Below are 25,377 nucleotides of genomic sequence, written 5' to 3'. Positions count from 1 at the left end.
CTTTCCGCTGGCTTCAATCGGTTGCTCGGAGATGGTCGATCGGCACCAGGACGCCCGTCTTCTTTTACATCGCCTCCTAGGGTCCAACGCTGATAGGTCCTGATGTTGATTTCTAAAACCTGACAGGCCCTGAAGAGACGAGCTCCGTTGGTATGGGCTTCTTTGATCAGCTCAACTGCTTTACGGCGATCCGAGGCCCTGATCATTCTTCCTCTTCGTCCCCCCAGATCGCCTGGGCTTTTTTTCTGAATACCAGAAGGGCTGCCGCTTCTGCCAAAGCCTTTTCCTTGCGACGGAGCTCCTTTTCAAGCTCCTGGTACTTTTTCTTCGATACACCGGCCTCTTGTTGGCTTTTATCGTAACCAATCGCCTGTCCTACCGCGGCCTTGATACAGGCGTTACGCCATGCCTTGATGTCCTCCGGGTATAGGCCTTTAGAACGACAATATTCGCTACGCTCAGACTCGTTGAGACCGTATGTCTCCAATACGATCTGGAGCCTATCCTCCCCATTCCAGCGACTTATCTGCGCTTCGTTACACGGGGCTGCTGCTCCTACGACTTGGGCCTCTTTTTTCCATTTGCGGAGCGTGGTTTTCGTTACTCCCGTCTCTTCTGAGAGTTCCGATATCGACCTGTTCTCCGGAGGCAATATCTTCCGAATTGCCGATTCTTTAAACTCCTGGCTGTAGCGTATCATCTATCGCACCCCCTTGATCTATTACTCTACCACCTCAGGGAGACGCGACATATATCCTGACACATAGTGCTGTCTGGCGATACTATTGTCGCCCACTCTGATGGCTATGGGAGGATCGGCAGTTAAATATGCCCGCCTAATGGTGGGCCTTTGTCTTTTCGGTATCGACCTTTGCTCCCTCTAAATGTTGTATAATCGGTTGGTCGCAGTGACCTTCGACAACAGGGGGGACGTAGCTTGAAAAATATCAATATCATCATCGCCTGTGTTTCCATTTTGACCCTTGTGGCGGTAGGGGTCGTTCTAAAAGCCGCCCAGAGCGTTATCCTGCCTTTCGTCATAGCCTGGCTTTTATCCTATATATTTGGCCCTGTGGTTCGATTTATGGCGAAGCGAAGGGTTCCCGCCGCATTTTCGGTGATTCTGGTCCTGTCTATACTCTTAGGGGTGTGTTATGTCGGTATATTTTTTCTCAATACCCGTATAGTGGCTTTTGCGGCGGCCTATCCGAGGTACTACGATCAGCTTATCGTCTTGACCAAGAGCTTTACGGGGAACGCCCTCTTCCCACCGGATTTTTGGGATAGCATCAACTGGGGAGAGAGGATAGGAAAATACCTTCTTTCCGTCTCCGGTTCCCTCGTATCGCTTATGTCCAACCTGGTTCTTGTGGTTGTCTTCCTCGTGTTCATGCTGTTAGGAAGTCCGTTCTTTGAGTTCAAGATAAAAAAAGCCTTCTCCGAGGGATATGGTGCTATGATAACGTCGATTCTAAAGACTATATCCTCTCAGATAGGCAGATATCTGACGCTCCAGTTCTTGATCAGTATGGTAACCGGTTTCTGCGTGTGGTTGGCTTTGTCCTATCTGCGTGTGGATTTCGCCGTTACCTGGGGTGTTGTAGCTTTCGCCCTTAACTTCATACCGACTATAGGGTCTATCGTGGCTTCGATTCCCCCTATTCTGCTGGCGTTGGTCCAGTATTATCCCAACACCTTTCCCGCTATAGGGGCAGCTGTGGCTTTGGTGATGATCCAGCTGGCCATAGGGAACGTCATAACCCCTAAGGTCATGGGAGACAGTCTAGACCTCAGCCCGGTGGTCATACTTGTATCCCTTTTCTTCTGGGGCTGGCTATGGGGGGTTGTGGGAGCCCTTCTCTCGGTGCCTATCGCGGCGATCATAAAGATAATATGCGAAAACGTGGATTCCCTTAAGGTCATAGGCATCATGATGGGATCGGGAAGACCGTATCGTAACGAGCTGGAAAAGGTTTAAGGAGGGTGATCTGCGGTGAAAGCGGTTGTCGGAGATATAGCCTGGAGGGAAGGCAAAAAACTGCGTCTGTCTCTGGACAGGCCCTGTCCTATGCACCCTGAAGGAGGAGGGCAGCCGGGAGATTCTGGCTTCCTGTCCTGGGATGGTGGAAAAGCAAAGGTGACCAACACCCTGAAGGGTAACCATCTATCCCCGATTTTGGAGGTAACCCTCCAAAAGGGGGAACTTATCTCTGGGATGGAGGTCGACCTGGAGAGGGACGAGGAGAGAAACTTTATCCTGTCCAGAATGCACTCGGCGGAGCACGTCCTGTCAAAGGTCATGGAGACCTTGAAGCCCGGTCTATCGGTCTATAAAGTGGCGGTCGGAGAGGAAAGGACGGGGGTTTACTTCCACTACGACGGCCCGGTCGACTGGGATTTCGCCTTTTTGGCGGAGCAAGAGGCTCGATCTGTGGTGGCCTCAGCGATGCCGGTGGAGATTTTGGAGCTTTCGGTGGACGAGGCTCGTTCACTGGAGGGCCTTAAGGCCCGGTGGGATAGGCTTGAGGACGAGGTGGTTAGGGTCGTTAAAATCCCGAATTTTGACCTTATAGCTTGCTCCGGCAGCCATGTTTCAAACACCTCCCATATCGGCGATATCTGCGTGGAGTCCGTAAAGGGGTCCTCTCCTGAATGGGAGATAGTTTTCTCCCTGGGAGACCGCTTTTCCATGTACAGCAGGGAGATGCGCCGTCTCCTGTCCCGACTTAACTGCTCTCCCGGCGAGCTGGGGAAGATATTTGACCGGCTAAGCGAGGAGAACCGCCTTTTATCTAAACAGCTCTCTAAAGTCGCTCCCTATGTGGAGCTGCCCTGGGAGGAATCGGTCGTAAGGGGAGTCAACGTCAGTTACTGCGCTCCAGTAGGATTGCCGGCGGATATGCTGTCTGCCTGTGGAAGAAAAAAGATAGCCCAGTCCTCTGAGGTGGTTTTGATAATCTGCGATGACGGAGGTCAGGGGCCAGTTCCCTTTATGCTGTGGCAAAACGACGAAAAACTCGATTCTAAGGCTCTTTTGGCGGTTCCCGATCTTGAGGCCAGAGGGGGAGGAAGAGGGGGCTCCATCTCCGGTCGTACCGGATGCCGTTCCCTGGAGAGATGGATTAAAGCGATAGACTCGGTTATGTAGAATTGAGAAAAGGAGAGTGCGAGCTTTGTGGAAAAAGATGTTTATCGGTGACAGTGAAGCTAAAGAGGACGAAGTCTCTCTGGATATATTGACCGATATGGAGGAAGAGCTGGAAAAAGAGGTAAATATAACAGTCCGACTTAAGTTTAATTCGGAAGGTCAGATAGGAAGGGCCGCTATGCTTCTAGCCTCCACTTTGACCAAGTCGGAGGAGGACTCCATAAAATCACAGCTGAGCGAACTGGGCTGGAGATGCGTCGCGACGGAGGTAGGTGGCGTCTTTGGCGATCTGCCCCAAAAGACCACCAGGGCCCTGGTAGGGGCGGCGTTAAACGGGAGGGTCATAGATAAGGATCAAGGGGAGATGCACGCCTTGATGCACGCCGCTTTCGAGGCTCTGGACGCCTTTATCCCCTCCGGTCTTCTGGAGGCCAGTATAGGGGCCAAAATAGCCATAGTTAGAAACAGTCGATGGATATCGGTAGCGGTGATGGGAGATACCGCCTATCACGCTGTGGCCCACCACGAGAGATTTGGCCTTGGAATAATGCATATCTGATTTTCTCCTTGATAAAAAGCCCCAACTGTGATAAATTTCCACATTGGAATGTCCTCGGTTTCCGCCAAAAAACTATACAGCGGGCCTTTAAGGACTTCGAGAACCAGCCGTTTATAGAAACCTATTTATAGAGAGGAGGAAGGCTGTCTGATCCTATGGTGAGTACATAGGTATCTGACAGCCTGAAAGACATGAAAAAAGATATTCACCCTAATTACAGCGCATGCAAGGTCTCCTGCGCCTGTGGAAACAACTTCGAGACCCAGGGCACGGTGGAAGAGATAAAAGTAGGTGTTTGCTCCGCCTGTCACCCCTTCTACACAGGCAAGAAGGGCATGGTCCTCGAGGCTGGACGACTTGAGAAGTTCAATAAGAAGTACGCCGGAGTGAACTACGGCCAAAAAGAGGCCACTGAGTAGAGAAAAAAGAGGGGCCTAGGCCCCTCTTTTTTCTTAAATATAGATGTAGAAATATCCCGGATATGCCGGGAGATTGGAGGTTCCTATGAGAGTGGACCTTATCTATACCACCCCTGACTATCTCATGGCCATATGGCTTGCAGGACATACATGCCACAGTCCTTTGGCGCCTCAAGAGCTTTACAGGGATCCGGTAGACAGTTCCAAAATGGCTAAACTGGTGGATTTTCTGATAAACGCAAAGCACCTAAGCGTCCTGGAACACTGTTCCATGACCTTCGCCGTATCCGGCGTCTCAAGGGCCCTGCTAGCTCAGTACAGCCGCCACAGAATAGGTGTCAGTCTGAGCGTCCAAAGTCAGAGGTACGTCTCGGAGAGATCCTCCGGTGGGGCTATATTCGACCACGTAGTGCCTCCTACGATAATGGCCTCCCCTGAGGCCCTGGAGGTGTTTATGAAGGCGATGGAAAGCGCCCAGGACGCTTACGATAGGCTTATAGATTGCAAAATACCTCGAGAGGACGCCCGGTTCGTCCTTCCTGGAGCCATCTGCACCAACTTTGTCACCACCCTCAACCTTCGGTCTTTCTTGGATGTATATGAGAAAAGGGTCAACGTAAAAGGTGCCCAATGGGAGATAAGGGAGATGCTTATCGAGATGGGCAGATTGCTTTTAGAAAAAGAGCCCTGGTTGGACAGATATTTAGGTGTAAAACTGGAGGAATGCTCATGCTGATCAATCCATTCGCCCTGCTGTCCTTCGCTCTCAGAGCCGCCTTCGATTCGGCTTCCTCGTCCTGCGAAAAGAGCCTGCCCGTAGGGGGACAGGCGGTCATAGAGGGAGTCATAATGAAAGGACCCTCCCACTGGGGGATGGCAGTCAGAAAGCCTGAGGGAGATATCTTCAGGGACAGATGGTCCTGTGCCGGTTGGGATAAAAAAGGCATATGGAGCCGTCCGGTGCTCCGTGGTGTCGCCACCATGGCGGAGATGATGAGAGAGGGCTTCAGGGCCCTTTCAAGATCGGCTCAGATCGCCTTAGGGGAGGAGGAAGAGCTCACCACCAAAGACCTGGTCATATCGGTATTGGTGTCCATCGTCGCCGTTGTCGGTCTCTTCGTCGCCTTGCCTCTGTGGATAGGGGATCTTTTCGGTCGATGGTTCGATTTAGGCCACCTAGGGAGACACGCTGTGGAGGGCTTAGCCAGAGGGCTGGTGTTCGTCGCCTACGTAGGCTGTATAGGGCTCTGGAAGGATATCCGAGAGGTACTTATGTATCACGGTGCAGAACACAAGACCATAAACGCCTTCGAGGGAGGTTCTCCTATGACGGTGAAGAGGATCAGGTCCTATTCCAGGATACATCCTCGGTGTGGAACCTCCTTTCTGATGGTGGTCGTCGTGGTCAGCATTGTCGTTTTTTCCCTCGCTGGCGGTGGAGGTGTGCTGTGGAGGATAGGCTCTAGGGTTGTCCTTCTACCTCTCGTCGTAGGGCTGTCCTACGAGATAATCAGAGCTTCCTCCAAGTGGGGTAGCCTCGGTAGAAGCATAATGGCCCCTGCTCTTTCGCTACAGTACCTTACCACCAGAGTTCCGTCGGGGGCCCAGATAGAGGTGGCGCTGAGGGCCCTTGAATCCGCTTTGAACGTTAAATTTACCCCAGATACCCCGGGGAGGAGTGTGTACGGTGAATCTAGACTATAAATTACAGGAGATAATGGCGGCTCATGAGGAGATAGAGCACAAAATGGCCGACCCCTCCATTACCTCCGACCCTAAAGAGCTCCAGGCTCTCGGTAAAAAACACGCTGAGCTTTCGGAGATCGTAGAGGCATATAAATCCTACCTTTCCGTCAAATCCGAGCTCGATGGAGCCAGAGACCTCTTAGGTTCCGGCGATCGTGAGATGGAGCTTATGGCCAAAGAGGAGATAAACCGCCTTGAGTCTCTTTTGGACGAGAGAGAACAGGCCATAACCTTTCTGCTTCTCCCTAAGGACCCTAACGACGATAAAAGCGTAATAGTGGAGATCAGGGCCGGTACAGGAGGGGAGGAGGCCGCCCTTTTCGCCTCAGACCTCTTCAGGATGTACAGCCGTTACGCCGAGACCAGGAGATGGTCGGTGGACGTGATAGAGTCCAACGAGACCGAGATAGGGGGCTATCGGGAGATAGTCTTCAAAGTCGACGGTCAAGGGGCTTACAGCGACCTGAAGTACGAGAGCGGGGTACACAGGGTACAGAGGGTGCCTGAGACCGAGTCGGGAGGTCGAATTCACACCTCCGCCGCGACGGTCGCTGTTCTGCCTGAAGCGGAGGAGTTCGACGTGGACATAAGGACCGAGGACCTGAAGATAGACACCTACAGGGCCAGCGGGGCAGGGGGCCAGCACGTTAACATGACCGACTCCGCCGTCAGGATAACCCACCTTCCGACGGGATTGGTCGTGACCTGTCAGGACGAGAGATCTCAGATAAAAAACCGGGCTCGGGCTATGGCTTTTCTTCGGACGAAGCTGTACGATATGGAGCGTCAGAAAAGGCATGATGCCGAGGCTCAGCAGAGAAAGGGCCAGATAGGGTCAGGCGATCGATCGGAGCGGATCAGGACCTATAACTATCCTCAGAACAGGCTCACCGACCACAGAATAGGCCTTACGCTGTACAAGCTGGAATCTATAATGGAAGGCACCATTTCGGAGCTTATAGAGCCTCTTCGGATGGCCGATAGAGCGGAGCTTTTAAAGGCGATGAATGACCGATAAAAAACTCTCATCTCTGTCCAGAGCCTGGAGAGGCAGGCTGGAGAGTGCCGGTGTTGATAACCCCGGCCTTGATGTAGATCTCATATGTATGGAGGTCTTAGGTGTCTCCAGAACCTGGCTACACTGTCACGGCGATATGGAGTTACGCCCTGATGATAAAAAGAGGGTAGATGAAAAGGTGTCCCGCAGGGAGAGAAGGGAGCCTCTTCACTATATATTGGGCAAATGCCCCTTCTGGAAGAGCTCCTTTTCGGTCGGAGAGGGCTGTCTTATCCCCAGGCCGGAGACGGAATTTCTCCTGGAGGCCGCACTTGAGGGCTTTTCCTCCGGTTTAGCGGTGGACTGGGGAACTGGGTCGGGATGTCTGGCGGGGTCGTTGCTTATGGAGGTCCCCTGTGCCTCGGTGGTGGCGGTGGACCGCTCCCCTGCGGCTATAGACATCGCCTACCGTAACCTCTCCGACTTAGGCGTTCTCGATAGAGCCCTTCTTTGGCATTGCTCTGATCCAAAGGATATACCGATTAAAAGGGGATCGGTGGACCTCATAGTCTCCAACCCTCCCTACATACCTACGTCCTCCCTATCCGGGCTCATGGACGAAGTCGTCGGATACGAGCCTTTAGCGGCTCTAGACGGCGGAGACGATGGTCTAGATCCCTACAGGGCCCTTCTGCCCTGGGCGGAGGTCGTACTGAGGCCCGGTGGAAGGCTGTGGGTGGAGTTCGGCGGTGAGGAGCAGGTGAAGCCTTTGTTGGAGTTGACGCCACAGGGCCTTTCGGTTATGGAGATCAGGAAAGATCTTGCCCTCATACCTCGCCTTATAGGCTGGTGTCGTGTATAATTTTACGTTGGTTTGACCCACTGTACGATACTGTGCGATACTGTGCGATTCGGTGGGATGATTTCACATTTTAGGAGGAGGAGAAGTAGCTATGGAACAGAGAGATCTCGTTATCATCGGCGGTGGACCTGCCGGGCTTACAGCGGCTATATACGGTAGAAGGGCGGGGCTGAGCACCCTTGTAATAGAGAAGGGCATGGTCGGTGGAGCTATCTGCACCACCGAGGAGATAGAGAACTGGCCTGGAGTAAAGCACGCTACCGGACCTGAGCTAGGAGATATGTTCAAGGATCACGCCCTTTCTCTGAAGGCCGAGTTCCTCGATGCAGAGGTGGCCTCCATAAAGGAAAACGGTCTTTGCAAGATCATATCCACCGACAAAGGCGATTTTGAGGCAAAGGCCCTTATCGTGGCTACAGGAGCCAGCTTCCGTAAGCTTGGCTGCCCTGGGGAGGCCGAGTTTGCCGGAAAGGGAGTCAGCTACTGTGCTACCTGCGACGGAGCTTTCTTCGAGGAGCTGGAGGTCGCGGTTATCGGCGGCGGAAACACCGCTGTCGAGGAGGCCTGTTACCTCACTCAGTTTGCCACCAAGGTCTACATAGTTCACCGTAGGGATAAGTTCCGTGCCGATCAGATGGCGGTGGACAGAGCTCTTGCCAACCCCAAGGTTCAGCCCGTCTGGGATTCGGTGGTCGAGGAGATCGCTGGAGACGGCATGGTCGAGAAGGTCGTCCTCAAGAACGTCAAGACCGGAGAGCTCTCCGATCTCCCTGTATCCGGCGTGTTCATGTTCGTCGGCAACACCCCTAACGCCGATCTGGTCAAAGATATCGTCGATACAGAAAAAGGCGGCTGGGTGAAGACCGACGAGAAGATGGCTACCTCCATGAAGGGTCTCTTCGCCGCAGGAGACCTCAGGGATAAATCCCTTCGTCAGGTGGTAACCGCCGCATCCGACGGTGCCATCGCTGCTATGTCGGCCTACGAGTATATTGCGGAGCACTTCTAGAGGTACTATACTTACAGGGCAGGGGCGGGGTGTTCGGCACCTTGCCCCTTTTTTATAGATCGAAAAAGGATCGAAAAAGGAGGGAGCCCGATGATCGTTACGGTTACTTTGAATCCCGCTGTGGACGAAGGCTACGTTGTCGAGGATTTTTCCCCTGGCGGATGGTTCAGGGCCGGATCTTCCCAGAAATCTCCAGGAGGGAAGGGGATTAACGTCTCTTTGCTGCTGGATCAGCTAGGCCACGAATCTGCGGCTATGGGTTTTCTCGCAGGATTCAGTGGGGATTACATAAGGGATGCTCTGAGACGGAGGAGGATAACGACGAACTTCGTCCACGTTCCTGGGGATACCCGATCCAACGTCTACGTATTGGACAGGCTAGGAAAGGTCGAGACCGGAATCTCAGAGACCGGTCCTTTCATCCCTCCCGATGCCCTTAGTCGTTTTATGGCCAACTATCGTCGTATGCTTTCCAGGGCCTCTACCGTAGTCTTCGGAGGGTCTATCCCTCCAGGTGTCCCTCAGGATATATACAGGGACCTTATCTCCATGGCGAAGGTTTTAGGTATAACCACCTTCGTCGACGCCGCAGGGCCTGCTTTTATGGCGGCTATAGACGCTGGTCCATCTTTCGCTAAGGTGGATCACCGCTTTATGTCAAAGCTGGCGGGGAAGTCCCTTTTTTCCCTGGATAGCCTTATAGAGGCGGTGATCGACATCCACGACCACGGTGCAGGATGGGCTGTATCCTCCTACCACATATACGGAGATCTGTTTTTTACACCGGAGGGTATATATCTGGCCACTATGGCCGATCGCAGGGACGTGGTCTCCATGTTCAGTGCGGGAGACGCATTGGTGGCCGGTCTCGTGGTGGCTAACGAGGAAGGTATGGACGTAGAGGAAGCTATAAGGTTCAGCATGGCCTGTGCTATGGAGGACGCCGCCCATCTGGAAAAAGGGGTCGGAAGCAGAGAGGACGTACTGCACTATATGGACAAGGTAGACTTAGAAAAAATTCGCTAAAAAATAAGCTAGAATCGTCCGAAACAAAGGACGAAAGGTGGGGATGTTCATGGAACAGAAAAATCAGGACGCACAGCTTGCCTATCAGATGACGAGGATAAGAACCGCTTCAAGGGAGCAGCTTCTCTTAATAACCTACGATATAGCCATAAGGTTTTGTCTCACTGCGGAGAACTCTCTAGGTAAGTCCGACCTGGAGGAGACCCATGTTTCACTGATCAAGGCCCAAAATGCCGTTAGAGAGCTGTCGGTCTCCCTCAACCCCGAGGTAGGCGGCGAAGTAGTCGAGAACCTTAAAGGCCTGTACGATTTTATGCACAGAAGCCTGGTAGAGGCTAACGTGGAGAAAAAACCGGAAAAGATAGCTATGGTTAGATCTATGCTGGAAGAGCTGAGAGACACCTGGAAAGAGGCAGGTGAAAAACTCCGAAAGGAAGCCCTAGCTGAATCGGACCCCGAGCCCGTCGGCGCAGGGGGAGGGGTGAGCTTTGCGGGATAAGGTCAGGCTAAAGGTCTCTGAGCTTCTTTCATCGGAACTCGAGCTTTATCGAGAGCTCGAAGCCCAGGTAGATCTGGAGATCAAGGCCATTGATTCCGACGATATGGATCTGCTGCTGGAGATACTCCAGAATAAGCAATCGATAATATCCCGACAGGAAATGCTCATGGAAAAGTGGGCCGACGTATCGAGAGACCTAGGTGTCTCTCAGGGTAGAGAGGAGCCGGTTTTCTGGAGGGCTCTGGCGTCTGTGGTAGGGGATGAGGGGTACGAAGACCTAAAGGAAAAGGTCAGACTTCTTCAGGATATCGTTAGCTCCACCTTGAAGTCGGAGGAACTGGCCCAAAGCAATATGGGAGCCAAGGTCTCGGAACTGCGAAAGAGAATGTCCCGCGTAGCGGACGGCAAAAAGGCGGTCAGAGGCTATATGGGCAGTATCTAGTCCTCCTCGGCTTTGGTTCAGGAGGGTGAAGGTCTATGATTATTATGAGATTCAAAAAAATGGCTGTTTCAGCCATTTTTTTGTTATTTGTGATTTTTTGTTCTCCCTCCTGGGGGGACGAGCTATCCAGGGAGATTGCCCTAGGAAATAAGGTGGCCTCTCAGATAGAGTCAAACTGGCCTATTGTCTCCGATCCTGTGAAGGTGGCCAGGGTGGAGATGGTCTTTAACCGTCTGCTGCCCTACGTCTCCCGGCCTCTCCCCTATGAGGTCAAGATAGTGGATCTGGAGATGATAAACGCTTTCTGTATCCCTGGAGGGAGAATATACGTCACCACCGGGCTTTTGAACTTCGTCAGGAGCGACGGAGAGCTGGCGGCTATTTTAGGCCACGAGCTTGCCCACGCCGATAAAAACCACGTTATGATCCAGGCGGAGAGGTCGAAGAAGCTCTCTCTCGCCAGTTTAGCCATTATAATAGCCTCCCAGGGACAGGCGGCAGCGGCGATGATGGCGGGAATAGCCCAGATCGCCATAACCAACGGATACAGCAGAGATCTGGAGAGAGAGGCGGACCTCCTAGGGGTTAGCATGGTCTGGAAGGCGGGATATCCCCCGGCGGCCTATTTGACGGTTATGGAGGGCCTTGCGGAGGATCAGATGAAAAGACCTTATACCGATCCAGGAATCTTTATGAGTCACCCCAGAATACAGGAGAGGATAGAGTTTATAAGGCAGGTCATAAAGGACAACCGCTGGCCTCTGAGCAGGAAAAAGGCCCTTAAGTCGCTTATACCGTCGGTGGAGGAGGACAACGGAAGGGTTTATCTGAGTCTGGACGGGAATATAATATGGACCTCCTCCGATCCTGAGTCTTCGGAGCTGTTTTACGGGATTTCCGAGGCGCTAGAGCGACATCTTGAATTGGAGACCTCTCCTCACGATCTTCAGGTAGTACAGGTAGGGGGGGCGGAAACCCTGGTGCTTTCGGGCCGTAAGGTGGCACAGGAACCTCTCCCCAATGGACTATCTCTGATGGTTTTGAGGGATAATATAGTGCAGGCCTTGACGGAGGCGAAGAGAAAAAACCCCGTCGCAGAGTATCTCAACTAAGCCTCATGTCTCTGTGACGCTAGAAAGGATCGGTAAAATGTATCTTTCCCTTTATCGTAGATATAGACCTCAGTCCTTCGGGGACGTTACGGGACAGGATAGAGCGGTGTCGGTCATAAGTCAGGCCGTTAAAAAGGGAAACGTAGGACACGCCTATCTTTTTTCCGGTCCCCGAGGATGTGGGAAAACCACCGTTGCCAGGATATTCGCAAAGGCGGTAAACTGCGAGAATCCCTCGGAGGACGGGGAGCCATGCAATGTATGTAAATCCTGTGTGAGCATAACCGAAGGCAACTGCCTGGACGTCGTGGAGATAGACGGTGCATCCAACAACCGTGTGGACGAGATCAGAGATTTAAAGAGCCACGTAGGGTTAGCCTCCTTCTCCTGCCCCTGGAAGGTATATATAGTGGACGAAGTCCATATGCTGTCCATCGGTGCCTTTAACGCCCTTCTCAAAACCCTGGAGGAGCCTCCAGAATCGGTTCTGTTCATACTCGCCACTACCGAACCCTTTAAGGTCCCTGTTACCATAAGATCTAGGTGTCAACACATCCCTTTTCACTCTATCGCCATGGAGGATATGGTCGAGAGGATAAGGCTTGTCGCTACCTCCGAGGGCCTCGACTGTCAGGATGAAGCGGTCTGGGAGATCGCAAGACAGGCCGACGGTGGGCTCAGAGACGGTCTCTCTCTTCTGGAGCAGGCGATGGCCCTTTCGAAAGGAGAGCTTTCTCTCGCTTCGGTAGAGAAACTTACCGGAGGGGGAAGTCACGGAGAGCTATGTCGCTGGGTGAAAGGCTTTTCTCCAGAGATGGGCTCCGAGTCTCTTGTGGCCTTAGACGATATGTTTCTTAGGGGGGCGTCGGTGGAGAGGGTCCTGTCGGGCCTCTATCGCATATTCAGAGATCTGTGGATAGTCTCCCGGTGGGGCGATAAAGGTCTCGGTGCCCTTAATCCCTCCCCTTGGGAGAAGGATTTTATAAAAGAGACCGTTTCCCGATGGGACGAGGGCTTTTTTCGGAATATGATGGACCTGTGTGGATCTCTTATACCTCAGTGCAGACGGGGGCTTAGAAAAGACGTGTTTTCCGGTATGATGGTCTCCGCTATGATCCCGTCATCCCCTCAGCGGAAGGTTCCAACGGCGGAAGTACCGAAGGTCGACGATAAAAAGGATGTACATACCAAACCTGAGGTCCTTCCTGTCTCCGTTCCTGTTGCCGATCCTGAATGGGATCCCTCGAAAACTCCGCCTTTATTTTCTCACTTTGGGGACATCCCTCACATAGTATCGGCCTTGGCCTTTTGTTCCATAAGCAGGGAGAACTCCATATATACGGTTAATGTCCCCGACGATAGGCCCTACAGTTTCGAGATGCTATCGGGGGATAGAACCGCCTATATGCTACAGTCCGCTTTGGCCGATGAGGGCTGGGAGGGGGCTCTGTCCCTGGTATGGAGGGATCGGGTTAGGAACTTTCCCTCTCTGTCATCCATAAACTCCCCCGATCTTCCCGTCTCCACCGTTGACGATCAAAATAGTGACGGAGCTCCTCATGAGGAGGGCTCGGAGGAAGAAGGTCCTATTCAGGAGGAAAGAGGGGTGCTGAGGGCCCTGAAGATGGTCAGATCCCAGGTCTCTGGAGAGGTGCTGTATTTCCGAAAGGACGAGGAAGCCGATAGGGAGGATGATGTAGAAGTTGAGTAGCGATAAAAATTTTGTACACCTTCATCTCCACACCGAGTATAGCCTGCTAGACGGGGCAATTAGGTGCAAGGAGGTCGCTCAGAGGGCGGCAAAATGGGGGATGCCGGCGGTCGGTATATCGGACCACGGGGTCATGTATGGAGTGGTCGAATTCTATCAAGCCTGCAAAGACGCAGGAGTCAAGCCTATAATAGGGTGCGAGCTTTACGTGGCTACCGGAGGAATTAGCGACAGAAGCAGGGAAAACACTATGAGCCACCTCCTGCTTATAGCCGAGACGAATAGGGGATATCACAATCTAGTTAAGCTCGTCTCCATAGCTAATACCGACGGTTTTTACTACAAGCCCAGGGTGGATCACGCCCTTTTAGCGAAATACAGCGAGGGAATTATAGCCTGTTCCGCCTGTCTAGGTGGGGAGATCCCCCAGCTTATCCTCCAGGGAGACAGAAAAAAAGCCCTTGAAAGGGCGGTTATGTACCGAGATATTTTCGGGAAGGACAATTTTTTTCTGGAGATACAGAACAACTCGATACCTCAACAGGCCATAGTAAACAAGACCCTTATAGAGATAGCCAGGGAAGAGGGGTTCCCTCTTGTAGCTACCAACGATGCCCACTACATGGACGAGGAAGACTACGACTGGCACGAGATACTGCTCTGTATCGGTACAAACTCCACTATGGACGACCCTAAGAGGTTATCCTTCGAGACCAACGATTTTTATTTTCGTTCCGCCAGGGAAATGTGGGAGTTCTTCGGAGACGACGCTCCCGACGCTCTTGAGAATACCCTGAAAATAGCGGAAAGATGCGATGTAACCTTTGAACTAGGGACCAGAGACTACCACCTTCCAAAGTTCGACATTCCAGAGGGAGAGACCCTCGAGACCGCTCTGGAGAAGGCGGCCTTCGCAGGGCTAGAGGAGAGGCTTAAAGGAGAGCCTATCCCGGAGGATTACGTTAAGAGGCTTGAGTACGAGATTTCGGTCATAAATCAGATGGGTTTCCCGGGGTATTTTCTGATTATAGCCGACGTCATTCAGGCCTGTAAGGATAGAGGTATCCCTATAGGACCGGGACGAGGCTCCGCCGCAGGTTCTTTGGTCGCCTACGCTATGAAGATAACCGAGTTGGACCCTATCAAGTACGGTCTTATTTTTGAGAGATTTTTGAACCCCGAAAGGGTAACCATGCCCGATATCGACACCGACGTCTCCGATAAAGGCCGAGAGGAGCTTCTCAAATACGTGGTCGAAAAATACGGAGTTGAGAACGTATCTCAGATAATCACCTTTGGAAGGATGAAGACTAAGGCCGCCATAAAAGACGTCGGAAGAGCCATGGGAATAGCTTATGCGGAGGTAGATAAGGTCGCCAAACTGGTTCCTGACGGGGTAAAATCCATAGAGGACGCAATTTCCTTAACCCCGGAACTTAAGGGTATCAGGGACAGCGATCACAAAATGAGAACCCTCCTTGAAAGTGCCTCCAAGATAGAGGGCTTGGCCCGGCATTGCTCCCAACACGCCGCAGGGGTGGTAATAACCCCTATGCCTCTGACCGACCTTGTTCCGGTGAGAAAGATAGGGGAAAATCAGGTGGTTACCCAGTTTTCCATGGATCCTGTTGAGAGGCTCGGTCTGGTAAAGATGGATTTCTTAGGCCTTCAGACTCTGTCTATACTGGAGGAGGCTCTGGAGAACATCAAGGCAAACGGTAAACCTGTGCCGGATATAAACGATCTTCCTATGGACGACGAGGCCACCTATAAAATGCTCCAAAACGGCGATACTTTAGGGGTTTTCCAGTTGGAATCTCCCGGTATGAGGCGACTTCTAAAGAAGATGCTTCCCGACTGTTTCGAGGACCTTATCGCCGTTCTCGCCCTGTACCGCCCTGGTCCCCTTGAGAGCGGTATGGTCGACCAGTACGTCGAATGCAAACACGGCAGATCCACCGCTCATTACTTTCACCCTGTACTGGAAGACGTCCTTAGGGAGACCTACGGTGTAATCCTCTATCAGGAACAGGTCATGAAGTGTGCCTCCTCCTTAGCGGGCTATACCCTTGGAGGGGCCGACCTTCTCCGAAGGGCGATGGGCAAGAAAAAGGTCGAGGTAATGAACGAGCAGAGGGCCATTTTTCTGGAAGGTGCTGCCTCTCAGGGAGTGGATCGTTCTAAGGCCGATGAGATATTTGACATCATACAGAAGTTCGCCGGTTACGGTTTTAACAAATCTCACAGTGCGGCCTACGCCCTTATAAGCTACCAGACCGCCTACCTCAAGGCCCACTTCGATCGAGAGTTTATGGCTGCCTATCTCACCAGCCAGATAGGCGCTAAAAAAGACGTTATGGCGGCTTATGTGCGGGAGGTCAGAAAAGCTGGGATCCCGGTGCTACCGCCGGATATAAACGAATCTCGATCTGCTTTCACCGCCGCAGGTCCGGTCATAAGGTTCGGTCTTGGGGCTGTAGGAAAGGTAGGAGGAAATGCAGTAGAGGCGATAGTCCGGGCCAGAGAGGAAGGCGGCTTCTTCTCCAGCCTCTGGGATTTTCTCGACAGGGTGGACATTCACTGCATAAACAAAGGTGTAATGGAAAACCTCATAAAATCAGGTGCCTTTGACTCGATCAGTTCTAACAGAAAACAGCTGATGGAATCCTTCCCCTCCATGATGGACTACGCCTTAAAGAAAAACTGTGACGGAGATCAATGCTCTCTCTTTGGGGAGGGGGAGGTCGGAGTGCCGGAGATGGTGGAGGTTGACGACTACGATCTTCAGGAGAAACTGGAGATGGAGAAAGAATCTATCGGGATGTATATCTCAGGTCATCCCTTTGAGCGCTATCAATCCCAGGCGTCTCCCTACGTCAACTGCACTATTTCCGATCTCGAGCACTGGAGGAGCGATAGAGTTTTGCCCTGTTTTGCCGGTCTTCTGGTGGGAGTTTCGGAGAAGTACACCAAGCGAGGTGACCCTATGGGGATTTTGAGGTTCGAGGACTGTGACGGAGAGATAGAGGTGGTCTGTTTTCCTAAGCCCAGAGAGGGAAAGCCCTGGCTTGACGTAAAGCCGTCTCTCCTATCGGGCAAGCCCTATATCATCAGAGGCGCGGTACAGGACAGAGGCGGGGTCAACATACTGGCCAACGATATAGCCCCTCTCGACGGAGATCTCGAAAAAAAGCACCGATACGTGGAGATATCCCTCAGGGAAGAGGCCTTCCGTGAAGGGGTTTTCCGTGATTTCATGAGGGTGCTCAAGGGGCACCCTGGGAACAGCTCCGTCCTTCTCAAACTTGAAGGAGATCACGAAAGGGCGTTGGTAGCTCTGGAGGACGTCAAGGTAAGGCCGGGAAAGGCGCTCAAGGTTGGCCTGGAGGGGTTGCTTTCCGATATGGTGTCTCTAAGGTGTTGAAACTTAGCAGAAAGGGTTGGTGCCAGATGAATCGCAGGAAGGTAAAGATAATATGTACCCTAGGGCCTGCTAGTTCCGATCGAGATGTATTAGGGGCCATGATAGGTGCCGGTATGACCGTAGCCAGGCTTAATTTCAGCCATGGAACCCACGAGGGACATCTTCAGACTTTGAACATGGTCAGAGGGTTATCGAATGTTTACGGTGACCCGGTGCCGGTGATGCTGGATACCAAGGGGCCGGAGATACGAACTGGCCTGGTTGAAGGCGGATCGGTCGAGATGATTCAGGGAGAGACTTTCTCCCTCCGGCTGTCCGACGAAACCCCAGGGAATAGCTCTGAGGTATGGGTGACCTATCCTCTTTTAGGCAAAGAGGTAAAGCTAGGACAGGATATATATATCGACGACGGCACGATTCACCTGAAGATAGACGCCATAGAGGAGGACAGAGTTGTCTGTAAAATAGTGGTTGGAGGGACTCTGGGCAACAGGAAGGGAATCAACGTGCCTGGGGCTAATTTCTCCTTTTCCGCTATGTCCGATAAGGATCGGGAGGATATCCTGTGGGGCGTCAAGAACGACGTGGACTTTGTGGCGGTGTCTTTCGTAAGGGACAGAAACGATGTTCTCGCCGTGAGAAAGGTCATAGAGGACGCCGGTGGAGGGATCAAGATTATAGCCAAAATTGAGACCCGCCAGGGAGTCGAAAATATACACGAAATAGCCGAGGTAGTGGACGGAATGATGATAGCCAGAGGTGATCTTGGGGTCGAAATTGCCACCGAGGAGGTCCCTCTGGTTCAAAAGCGTATTATCGATATATGCCGATCCCAGGGGAAACCGGTTATAGTCGCTACCCAGATGCTCGACTCTATGATACGCAACCCCAGACCGACCAGGGCGGAGGCCAGCGACGTCGCCAACGCCGTTTTGGACGGTGCCGACGTCCTCATGCTCTCCGGTGAGACCGCAGCGGGCAAATACCCTATCGAGTCGGTGGAGACCATGAGCCGCATTATCGCAAAAGCGGAGGAACAGCTCAAAAGGTGGCAGAGACCTTTCGTCGTCCCATCGGTTCCTAAGAGCGTCCCCGATGCGGTGAGTATGGCCGCTGTGGAGATCGCCGCTAAAACCGAGGCAAAGGCCATACTTTCCCTTACCAGGAGCGGTATAACCGCCAGGATGGTCAGTAAATATCGACCTGAATGCCCTGTTATAGCCACCACTCCATCGGAGAAGACCCAAAAGGAACTCTCCCTCAGTTGGGGCGTGATCCCTATCTTCAAAGGCAACGAGGGGTCGGAGGATCAGGCTATAGAGGGTGCGGTCGGTGAAGCTATGAAAAAAGGTCTCCTATCCGAAGGGGATATGGTAGTCATAACCGCCGGAATGCCTCTGGATTTGCCTGGAACCACCAACATGGTGCGGGTTCACACCATAGGCCGTATGGTTGTCAGAGGGCTAGGGGTTATCCCAAAGATAATCGCGGGGAAGGTCTTCTGTGCCACTGGCCCGGAGGAAGCTATGTCCATGCCCGATGGAGCCATACTGGTTACCCCCTCTACCGACAGAGATTATCTTCCTGCCCTAAAGAGGGCGGGGGCCCTCATAACCGAGGAGGGAGGGCTGACCTCTCCATCGGCTATATTCTCACTGGAGTTAGGTCTTCCGTGTATAGTAAACGCCGTTGGCTGTACTGGAATTATGAAGACCGGTTCGGTGGTAACCGTTGACAGCGGCAAGGGGTTTGTCTATGAAGGAACGGTCAACGTTGGAGGTTAGTCCCTACGTGGAGTGGTGTGACTTCTTCGACGATAAAACTCCCTACAGATGGGGGGCTGTCCTCGTGTCGTTGTTCGATATGCCTCAAGGACCTAGAATAGCCCTTATCCTCCGTCCTGAATCGATGAAAATTCACGGTGGTCAGGTAGCTTTCCCAGGGGGATCGGTGGATATCGGCGACAGAACTCCCTGGGATACCGCCTGCCGAGAGGCCTACGAGGAGATAGGTATTACGGAGAAAGATTTGGTCTATATGGGGTGCCTATCCCCGGAGGATGTGCTGGTAAGTCGTTTTAAGGTCGTTCCCGTTCTCGCTCGAGGGGCTCGCTATATGACCGAAAAGGACTTTAGGCCTAGCCCTCAGGAGGTATCCAGGCTTATATTCTGCGATCCTACAGGTATATCCTCCAATCCTGTAACCGTAGAGGGAGAATATAAGGGAACTCGTTACGACTATCCTGTATATCCTTTAGAGGAGGGGATCGATATATGGGGTGCTACGGCGAGAATACTCAGGAGAGCGCTTGATTCAGGGATTCTGTCTTTTGATGGGCTAAAATCTTAGCGAGGGGGAAAAAGAGTGGCGGAGATATTGAAACACGTAAAATGGCAGGACATAGTGGATATTCTGGTAATTTCCTTTGTCGTGTACCGTCTTCTTCTGCTTCTTTACGGAACCAGAGCGATGCAGCTCGTCAAAGGGCTATTGGTGATAGGCCTGCTCTCCGCCCTGGCCAGATTGCTCGAATTATCCACGATTTCCTGGTTTATGGGTCAGATCCTGGGAATAATGGTTATAGCCGTGCCTATCGTCTTTCAGCCGGAGTTGAGAAAAGTCCTTGAAGAGCTTGGAAGGGGAAACATTTGGAAAAGGCATAAGGTCCAGAAGCGAGCCGAGTCTATAGCCGATGAGATATCCAAGGCTCTGATATACATGAAGAGCCAGAGGATAGGCGCTCTTTTGGTGTTACAGAGGGAGACGGGGCTAAAGGATTTCTGGAGGACGGCGGTCATACTGGACGCAGCTATCTCTCAGGAACTGCTTATCTCCCTTTTCTGGATAAACAACCCTCTCCACGATGGGGCGGTAATACTGGATCAATCCAGAATAATAGCCGCTGGATGCTATCTGCCTCTGACGGAAAACAGCGAGCTTTCCAGGTGGATAGGCACTAGACACAGGGCAGGGCTTGGGGTTACCGAGGTCTCCGATTCGATCTCTCTCATAGTGTCCGAGGAGCGAGGAGAGGTCTCTCTGGCTATAAACGGTCATCTTTCGAGAAACCTGAAAGACGACCAGGTCCATAAACTTCTGGTTCATTATTTCTCCGACGAGGATACCTCTCAACAGTCTTTCCTGGACACTCTACGGGAAGAGATAAAGTCCCTAGGGGCCAAGGAGGTTTAATATGGCTTTGTTCAATAAAGATGGAGATGTTTTCCTTGGTTCCAAGATCTTACTTCAGGTTATTTCTCTGCTAATCGCCGTAGCCCTATGGTTTTTCGTCAACGGAGAATCCGGTGGAGATACGGAGAAGGAACTTTCCTGTCAGATCAGCTTTCTGAACCTATCATCCGAGCTAACCCTAAACTCTAACTTGGAGAAGATAGATATAGGGGTTCTAGGACCTAGAGATGTATTGGCTAGCCTAACTCCAAGGGATATCCTCTGTGAAGTCGACATAAGGGGCTTAGGTGCGGGTAAATATAGGTTGCCGATAAAGGTGGTCCTTCCCGGGGTCATCAGGTTAAACTACGTCAGGCCAGCTCACGTAGAGATATCCCTGCTTCGTTACGGAGAAAGGGTTTTGCCGGTACATATATCGATTCCTGGAGGGTTACCCTCAGGGCTACTTATGGATAGCGTGGAGATCTCTCCTGAAGAAGTGGCTGTAAAGGGACCGGAGGAGCAGCTAGCTACGGTGGAGGATGTCGTTGTACAGCCCACTATAGAAGAACTTCAAAGAGGTGAAAGGTTGATTTTACCGGTGAAGCTGATAAAATCGGACGGGACTTTTGCGTCTCTGTCGACGGAACCCCAAACGGTGGAGCTGACGGCGGTTCTAAGGAAGGGATTGCCGAGAAAAAGGGTTCCAGTTCAGGCTCCCCTCTCCGGTAAGCCTGACCCTAACTATGAAGTAGCCTCCGTCGCCGTATCCCCTTCTTTTGTGGAAATAGAGGGATCGGAAAAGGCGCTTACACAGGTGGATCAGCTGGAAACCGAGACTATCGATCTGACCGATTTTAAACAGGGCAGGTCCATGGTTGTACCTTTAAGGACTAAGCTACCTGATGGTGTTCAGCTCTTAGGGGAATCATCGATCTCGGTGAACGTTAATCTAAAACCTAGGACTTCAACCAGGCTTTTCTCTAAGCTGAAGGTAGAAACCAGAGGTCGAAGCGTCTATCCTGGATGGACCGTCTATCCTGAAACGGTGGATATCCAGGTAGAGGGACCGGCAGGCATTATGGAGGGGATCGACGGGATAGAGGCTCCTATAGCGGTGTATGTGGACGTTACTAATATCGTCTCCAGACAGCTGAGGGTTCCTGTCACCGTAAAGTCGGAGATAAAGGACCTTAAGGTCATAAAGGTAAATCCTGAAAAGGTTACAGTTAGGGCCAAAGTTGAGTGATAAGGGAGGATGAAATATGAGTGATGCAGCGGGAAAAAAGCGCTGCCTCTTCGGCACCGACGGTGTTAGAGATATTGCCAACAGAGGTGCCATGACCCCTGAAATGGCTCTGAGGCTAGGTAGGGCTTACGTTCTTTTCTTGACCGAAAGGGGATTTCCCAGGCCTAAGATAGTGGTCGGGAGGGATACCCGTAGATCTGGCGCCATGCTTGAGGCTGCCCTTATCGCTGGCATGACCTCCGCCGGGGCCGATGTGGTGTGTGTAGGGGTTACTCCGACGCCAGGAGTCAGCTTTGGGGTTGAACTGCTTCGAGCTCAGGGGGGAGCGGTTATAAGCGCCTCACACAATCCGGCGGAGTACAACGGGATAAAGTTTTTGGACAACTCAGGGTCAAAGCTCTCCGATGATTCTGAGTTAGCTATAGAGGAATACCTTGGAGATAACCTTATCGACGATTGGCGGCCTTCCGGTGGCTCTATTGGCAAAGTCGAACACCGAGAGAGCGATTTTAACTCCAGTTACGTCGAGAGGGTTCGGGTCTCCCTAGGGGAAGAGGGGCTAGGCTCCCTAAAAGTGGTTTTTGACTGTGCCAACGGAGCGGCTTCGACGGTCCTCCCTGATGTGCTGTCCTCTCTTACGGACGGTGGAAACTTCGAGATAATAGGTGCTAGCCCCGATGGACTGAACATAAACGAGAAAAGTGGAGTCATGTCCATGAAAGGGCTTTCCGAAAGGGTTGTCCAGGCAGGTTATGATATAGGGATAGCCTATGATGGAGATGCCGACAGAGTGCTTTTGGTGGACGGCAAGGGAAGACCTCTCGACGGTGATATCATCCTTTGGGTTCTAGGGAGATGGCTTAAGGGTAAAGGGAGCCTAGGAGCCGGTATAGTTACCACCGTAATGAGCAATATGGCTTTGGATAAGCACATGGCTGAGTCTGGGATAAAAACCTTTAGGTGCCCTGTGGGCGACAGATATGTGCTACAGTCCATGAAAGATAACGGCTCTTCTCTTGGGGGAGAACAGTCAGGGCACGTAATAGCCTTTCCCTATACTAAGACTGGGGACGGTATATGCACCGGCTTTCTATTCATACGAGCCTGTATAGAGATTAAAGAGGATATTCAGACCCTCGTGGACCGTTTTGGTCGCTTTCCCCAAAAACTGACCAACATAGCGGTTAACAGTAAAACCGACATAATGAAGGACGATAATATCCTGGCAGCGGTGGACGAAGCGTCCAGGATATTAGGCGACTCAGGCAGGATATTCCTCCGTCCATCGGGAACTGAGCCTATCGTTCGGCTGTTGGTGGAGTGTGAGGATCTTGAACTGGTCGAATCGCTTTCTCGGTCTATAGAGGAAAAAATAACCTCCCTTGTAGTCAACTAGTATGACTGAATGCCGTGAATCCGGCGATTATGGTTCACGGCATTCTCGACTTTTGAGAGGTGGTGATAGCTATAAGCGAAAAGCGTCTATGTAAGCGCCTGAACTGGAGCGATCCAGTTGACGAGGACAGGGGATTATCGATCTATCGGCGGATGCCCCTGGGGAGCTTGGGAACTCCCTGAATTCAGGTCACAAAGCCCGCAGGCGACTGTGGGGACAAAATGCCTGGTGTTTCCCGAAGTGTGAAAGGACGTGACTTCCTATGTGTGGGATAGTCGGATACGTAGGACCGAGAGATGTATCGAAGGTCGTTTTAAGTGGCCTAGCTAGGCTTGAGTATAGAGGTTATGATTCTGCCGGTATGGCCATATCGGGAGAGGACGGAATTAAAAGGTCAAGGGAGGTCGGCAAGGTAGCTGACCTGGCGAGAATGTTGGAGACATCTCCTCTGGTAGGAAAACTTGGGATCGGTCACACCAGGTGGGCTACTCACGGAGGGGTATCGGTGGAAAACGCTCATCCTCACTGTGACTCATCCTGCTCGGTGGTCTTGGTCCATAACGGAATTATAGAGAATTACGTCGACATAAAAGAGGAACTTCTGTCTAACGGAGGAGTTTTCTCATCTCAGACCGACACCGAGGTAGCGGCCCATCTTTTGGGCAAGATATATTCCGGCGATCCTAAAGAGGCGCTGGTTGAGTTGTATCACAGGATAACCGGAGCCTTCGCCCTTGCGGTTATGTTTGCCGACGATAAAGACCATATTTACTGCATAAGAAAGGGATCCCCTCTCATCGTGGCCCTCGGAGACGGAGAGACCCTCTGTGCCTCCGACGTCCCTGCTGTTCTGGAGTACACCAGAAAGATAGTTTACATGGGTGAAGGGGAGATGGCCTGTCTTTCCCGGGAAGGTGCCTCTTTCTGGGACAGCCAGGGGCGCACCATCGAGAAGGAAGTGGTCGAGGTAGACTGGGATCTCTCTATGGTGGAAAAAGGTGGATATCCCCACTTTATGCTCAAAGAGATCAACGAGCAGGGAGCGGTTATGCGCCAGACCCTTACAGGAAGGACCGAGGGAAACGTAGTGGACCTATCTAATGAGCTTTCCTGGACCTCCGACTGGGCTAGATCCATCAAAAAGGTCCATCTCGTCGCCTGTGGTACCTCCTATTACGCCGCCTCGGTGGCGGAAAGGGTTATGGGGCTATTCACCGATCTTGACGTGAGGGTGGATATAGCGTCGGAGTACCGTTATCGCTCCATCCCTATAGGGGAGGACACTTTGGCGATCTTCGTCTCCCAGTCTGGAGAGACCCTGGATACTCTGGCGGCGGAGAGGTTCGCCAAGGAAAAGGGAGCCAGATGTCTCGCCATAACCAATAACGGCCTTTCCTCCATAGCCCGAGAGGTCGACGATGTGCTTCTTTTAAAAGCAGGACCGGAGATAGGTGTAGCCGCTACTAAGACCTTCACCGGTCAGATGGCGGTGCTGTACCTCATGGCCCTTTATTTAGCGAAGCTGAGAGAATCTCTCGCCAAAGACGAGGAGACAAGGCTCGTCAAGGAGATGACCTGTCTGCCCTATAAGATAGAGGGACTTCTGGAAAACAGCGGCCCTATAAAATCCATGGCGGAGAAGTACTCTTTGGCTAGGGATTTCCTCTTCCTAGGGAGAGGTTTTTCCTTTCCTATCGCTCTTGAAGGGGCGCTGAAACTGAAGGAGATATCCTACATTCACGCCGAGGCCTACGCCGCAGGGGAGATGAAACACGGGCCTATAGCCCTTCTGGACAGGGCGGTTCCGGTGGTGGTGGTCATGCCCGACGACGAGCTGTGGGAGAAGACCCTGTCCAACGTCCAGGAGACCAAAGCCAGAAAGTCTCCGGTGATAGCTGTGACGACCGTAGGAAGGGAGTCGTCCCTTAAGGACGTGGAGGATATTTTAACCGTCCCCTCGACAGAGCCGGAACTCTCTCCCTTCCTGACGGTAATACCTCTCCAGATGTTCGCCTATTATGTGGCTTTAGCGAGAGGAACCGAGATAGATCAACCTAGAAACCTGGCGAAAAGCGTCACAGTAGAATAGTTTGAGTTGACAGAAAAAGCAAAGGCCGCCTTGAAAGGCGGCCTTTGCTTTTTCTGCGTCATGGTCTATCCGACTTTTCGCATTAAACTGACTTTCCGCATTAAACGCGATGATTTTATGATTTAAGTGCTTCCACCCAATCTCCCTGCTATGAAAAACCTGGATTATGTTGTATTTTTGTAGGTGTCGGCCATAAAACAGCAGAAGAGGAGAGTTTAAAGATGATGGAATGCACCGAGACGCTCAGTTTGGCCCATTACGGAATAGTAGCGGGTTTTGTCGATAAGCTTGGCCTGGTGGAGTTTTTGGATCGTCACCTAAGCAAGACTCGCTGCCACAAGGTCTCTTCCGGTCAGGCAGCCAAGGCGGTTATTCTAAACGGTCTTGGCTTTGTGGAGCGTCGGCTCTACCTATTCCACGAGTTTTTCGAGAATCTTCCCACCGAGCGCCTCATAGGCTCAGGGATCGAGCCCCATCATCTAAACGACGATGTCATAGGCAGGCTGCTGGATAGTCTG

At 52.1% G+C, this 25,377-nt stretch carries 23 protein-coding genes and 1 pseudogene; 22 read left to right on the top strand and 2 right to left on the bottom strand.

Annotated elements, in window-relative coordinates:
* Both B9Y55_RS13505 and B9Y55_RS10690 read right to left on the bottom strand, forming a co-directional pair.
* A pseudogene (locus B9Y55_RS13505) lies at positions 1-206 on the bottom strand (IS3 family transposase); the annotation flags it as partial.
* Complete coding sequence (locus tag B9Y55_RS10690; protein WP_085545348.1) at positions 203-700, bottom strand: transposase; 498 nt, start codon at positions 698-700, stop codon at positions 203-205. The gene B9Y55_RS10690 and the pseudogene B9Y55_RS13505, both read right to left, overlap by 4 nt.
* A 237-nt stretch (positions 701-937) precedes the next feature.
* Here B9Y55_RS10690 and B9Y55_RS10685 point away from each other — a divergent pair, with 237 nt between their 5' ends.
* The 22 genes from B9Y55_RS10685 to B9Y55_RS10580 form a co-directional block, all read left to right on the top strand.
* A complete protein-coding gene (locus B9Y55_RS10685; RefSeq protein WP_085545347.1) occupies positions 938-1,978 on the top strand; it encodes an AI-2E family transporter in 1,041 nt (346 codons plus the stop codon).
* A gap of 15 nt (positions 1,979-1,993) precedes the next feature.
* Positions 1,994-3,148, top strand: coding sequence for an alanyl-tRNA editing protein (locus B9Y55_RS10680; RefSeq protein WP_085545346.1), 1,155 nt, complete (start codon positions 1,994-1,996; stop codon positions 3,146-3,148).
* Positions 3,149-3,173: 25 nt separating this feature from the next.
* Positions 3,174-3,707 (top strand): HutP family protein, encoded by a 534-nt coding sequence (locus tag B9Y55_RS10675; RefSeq protein WP_234986218.1) that lies wholly within the window; start codon positions 3,174-3,176, stop codon positions 3,705-3,707.
* Positions 3,708-3,898: 191 nt separating this feature from the next.
* On the top strand, positions 3,899-4,126 hold the full coding sequence (gene rpmE / locus B9Y55_RS10670) for a 50S ribosomal protein L31 (RefSeq protein ID WP_085545345.1): 228 nt from the start codon (positions 3,899-3,901) through the stop codon (positions 4,124-4,126).
* Between the two features lie 85 nt (positions 4,127-4,211).
* Positions 4,212-4,862 (top strand): FAD-dependent thymidylate synthase, encoded by a 651-nt coding sequence (thyX, locus tag B9Y55_RS10665; protein ID WP_085545344.1) that lies wholly within the window; start codon positions 4,212-4,214, stop codon positions 4,860-4,862.
* A complete protein-coding gene (locus B9Y55_RS10660; protein WP_085545343.1) occupies positions 4,856-5,830 on the top strand; it encodes a DUF1385 domain-containing protein in 975 nt (324 codons plus the stop codon). Before thyX ends, B9Y55_RS10660 begins: the two co-directional genes overlap by 7 nt.
* Positions 5,814-6,890, top strand: coding sequence for a peptide chain release factor 1 (gene prfA / locus B9Y55_RS10655; protein ID WP_085545342.1), 1,077 nt, complete (start codon positions 5,814-5,816; stop codon positions 6,888-6,890). Before B9Y55_RS10660 ends, prfA begins: the two co-directional genes overlap by 17 nt.
* Positions 6,880-7,731 (top strand): peptide chain release factor N(5)-glutamine methyltransferase, encoded by an 852-nt coding sequence (gene prmC, locus B9Y55_RS10650; RefSeq protein ID WP_085545341.1) that lies wholly within the window; start codon positions 6,880-6,882, stop codon positions 7,729-7,731. Before prfA ends, prmC begins: the two co-directional genes overlap by 11 nt.
* 91 nt (positions 7,732-7,822) lie before the next feature.
* Positions 7,823-8,740, top strand: coding sequence for a thioredoxin-disulfide reductase (trxB, locus tag B9Y55_RS10645; RefSeq protein ID WP_085545340.1), 918 nt, complete (start codon positions 7,823-7,825; stop codon positions 8,738-8,740).
* A gap of 90 nt (positions 8,741-8,830) precedes the next feature.
* Positions 8,831-9,766 (top strand): 1-phosphofructokinase family hexose kinase, encoded by a 936-nt coding sequence (locus B9Y55_RS10640; RefSeq protein WP_085545339.1) that lies wholly within the window; start codon positions 8,831-8,833, stop codon positions 9,764-9,766.
* A gap of 49 nt (positions 9,767-9,815) precedes the next feature.
* Positions 9,816-10,265, top strand: coding sequence for a flagellar export chaperone FliS (gene fliS / locus B9Y55_RS10635; RefSeq protein WP_085545338.1), 450 nt, complete (start codon positions 9,816-9,818; stop codon positions 10,263-10,265).
* Positions 10,255-10,707 (top strand): flagellar export chaperone FlgN, encoded by a 453-nt coding sequence (gene flgN, locus B9Y55_RS10630; RefSeq protein WP_085545337.1) that lies wholly within the window; start codon positions 10,255-10,257, stop codon positions 10,705-10,707. Before fliS ends, flgN begins: the two co-directional genes overlap by 11 nt.
* A 35-nt stretch (positions 10,708-10,742) precedes the next feature.
* The gene (locus tag B9Y55_RS10625) at positions 10,743-11,819 is read left to right on the top strand and encodes a M48 family metalloprotease (protein ID WP_085545336.1); all 1,077 of its coding nucleotides are present in this window, start codon (positions 10,743-10,745) and stop codon (positions 11,817-11,819) included.
* A 37-nt stretch (positions 11,820-11,856) separates the two neighbouring features.
* A complete protein-coding gene (gene dnaX / locus B9Y55_RS10620) occupies positions 11,857-13,530 on the top strand; it encodes a DNA polymerase III subunit gamma/tau (protein WP_085545335.1) in 1,674 nt (557 codons plus the stop codon).
* Positions 13,523-16,954, top strand: coding sequence for a DNA polymerase III subunit alpha (gene dnaE / locus B9Y55_RS10615; RefSeq protein ID WP_085545334.1), 3,432 nt, complete (start codon positions 13,523-13,525; stop codon positions 16,952-16,954). The genes dnaX and dnaE overlap by 8 nt, the downstream gene beginning before the upstream one ends.
* A 26-nt stretch (positions 16,955-16,980) precedes the next feature.
* On the top strand, positions 16,981-18,738 hold the full coding sequence (gene pyk, locus B9Y55_RS10610) for a pyruvate kinase (protein WP_085545349.1): 1,758 nt from the start codon (positions 16,981-16,983) through the stop codon (positions 18,736-18,738).
* Positions 18,710-19,303, top strand: coding sequence for an NUDIX hydrolase (locus B9Y55_RS10605; protein ID WP_085545333.1), 594 nt, complete (start codon positions 18,710-18,712; stop codon positions 19,301-19,303). Before pyk ends, B9Y55_RS10605 begins: the two co-directional genes overlap by 29 nt.
* A 15-nt stretch (positions 19,304-19,318) precedes the next feature.
* Complete coding sequence (cdaA, locus tag B9Y55_RS10600) at positions 19,319-20,146, top strand: diadenylate cyclase CdaA (protein WP_085545332.1); 828 nt, start codon at positions 19,319-19,321, stop codon at positions 20,144-20,146.
* Between the two features lies 1 nt (position 20,147).
* Complete coding sequence (locus tag B9Y55_RS10595; RefSeq protein ID WP_085545331.1) at positions 20,148-21,374, top strand: CdaR family protein; 1,227 nt, start codon at positions 20,148-20,150, stop codon at positions 21,372-21,374.
* Between the two features lie 16 nt (positions 21,375-21,390).
* Complete coding sequence (gene glmM / locus B9Y55_RS10590) at positions 21,391-22,770, top strand: phosphoglucosamine mutase (RefSeq protein WP_085545330.1); 1,380 nt, start codon at positions 21,391-21,393, stop codon at positions 22,768-22,770.
* Between the two features lie 262 nt (positions 22,771-23,032).
* On the top strand, positions 23,033-24,859 hold the full coding sequence (glmS, locus tag B9Y55_RS10585) for a glutamine--fructose-6-phosphate transaminase (isomerizing) (RefSeq protein ID WP_085545329.1): 1,827 nt from the start codon (positions 23,033-23,035) through the stop codon (positions 24,857-24,859).
* 221 nt (positions 24,860-25,080) lie between these two features.
* The coding region (locus B9Y55_RS10580) for a DUF4277 domain-containing protein (RefSeq protein WP_143340917.1) at positions 25,081-25,377 on the top strand (297 nt) is incomplete at its 3' end.

This window comes from Dethiosulfovibrio salsuginis, assembly GCF_900177735.1.
Taxonomy (GTDB): Bacteria; Synergistota; Synergistia; order Synergistales; family Dethiosulfovibrionaceae; genus Dethiosulfovibrio; species Dethiosulfovibrio salsuginis.
The sequence above is the reverse complement of the archived record's forward strand: the minus strand, read 5'-3'. Positions and strand labels throughout refer to the sequence as shown.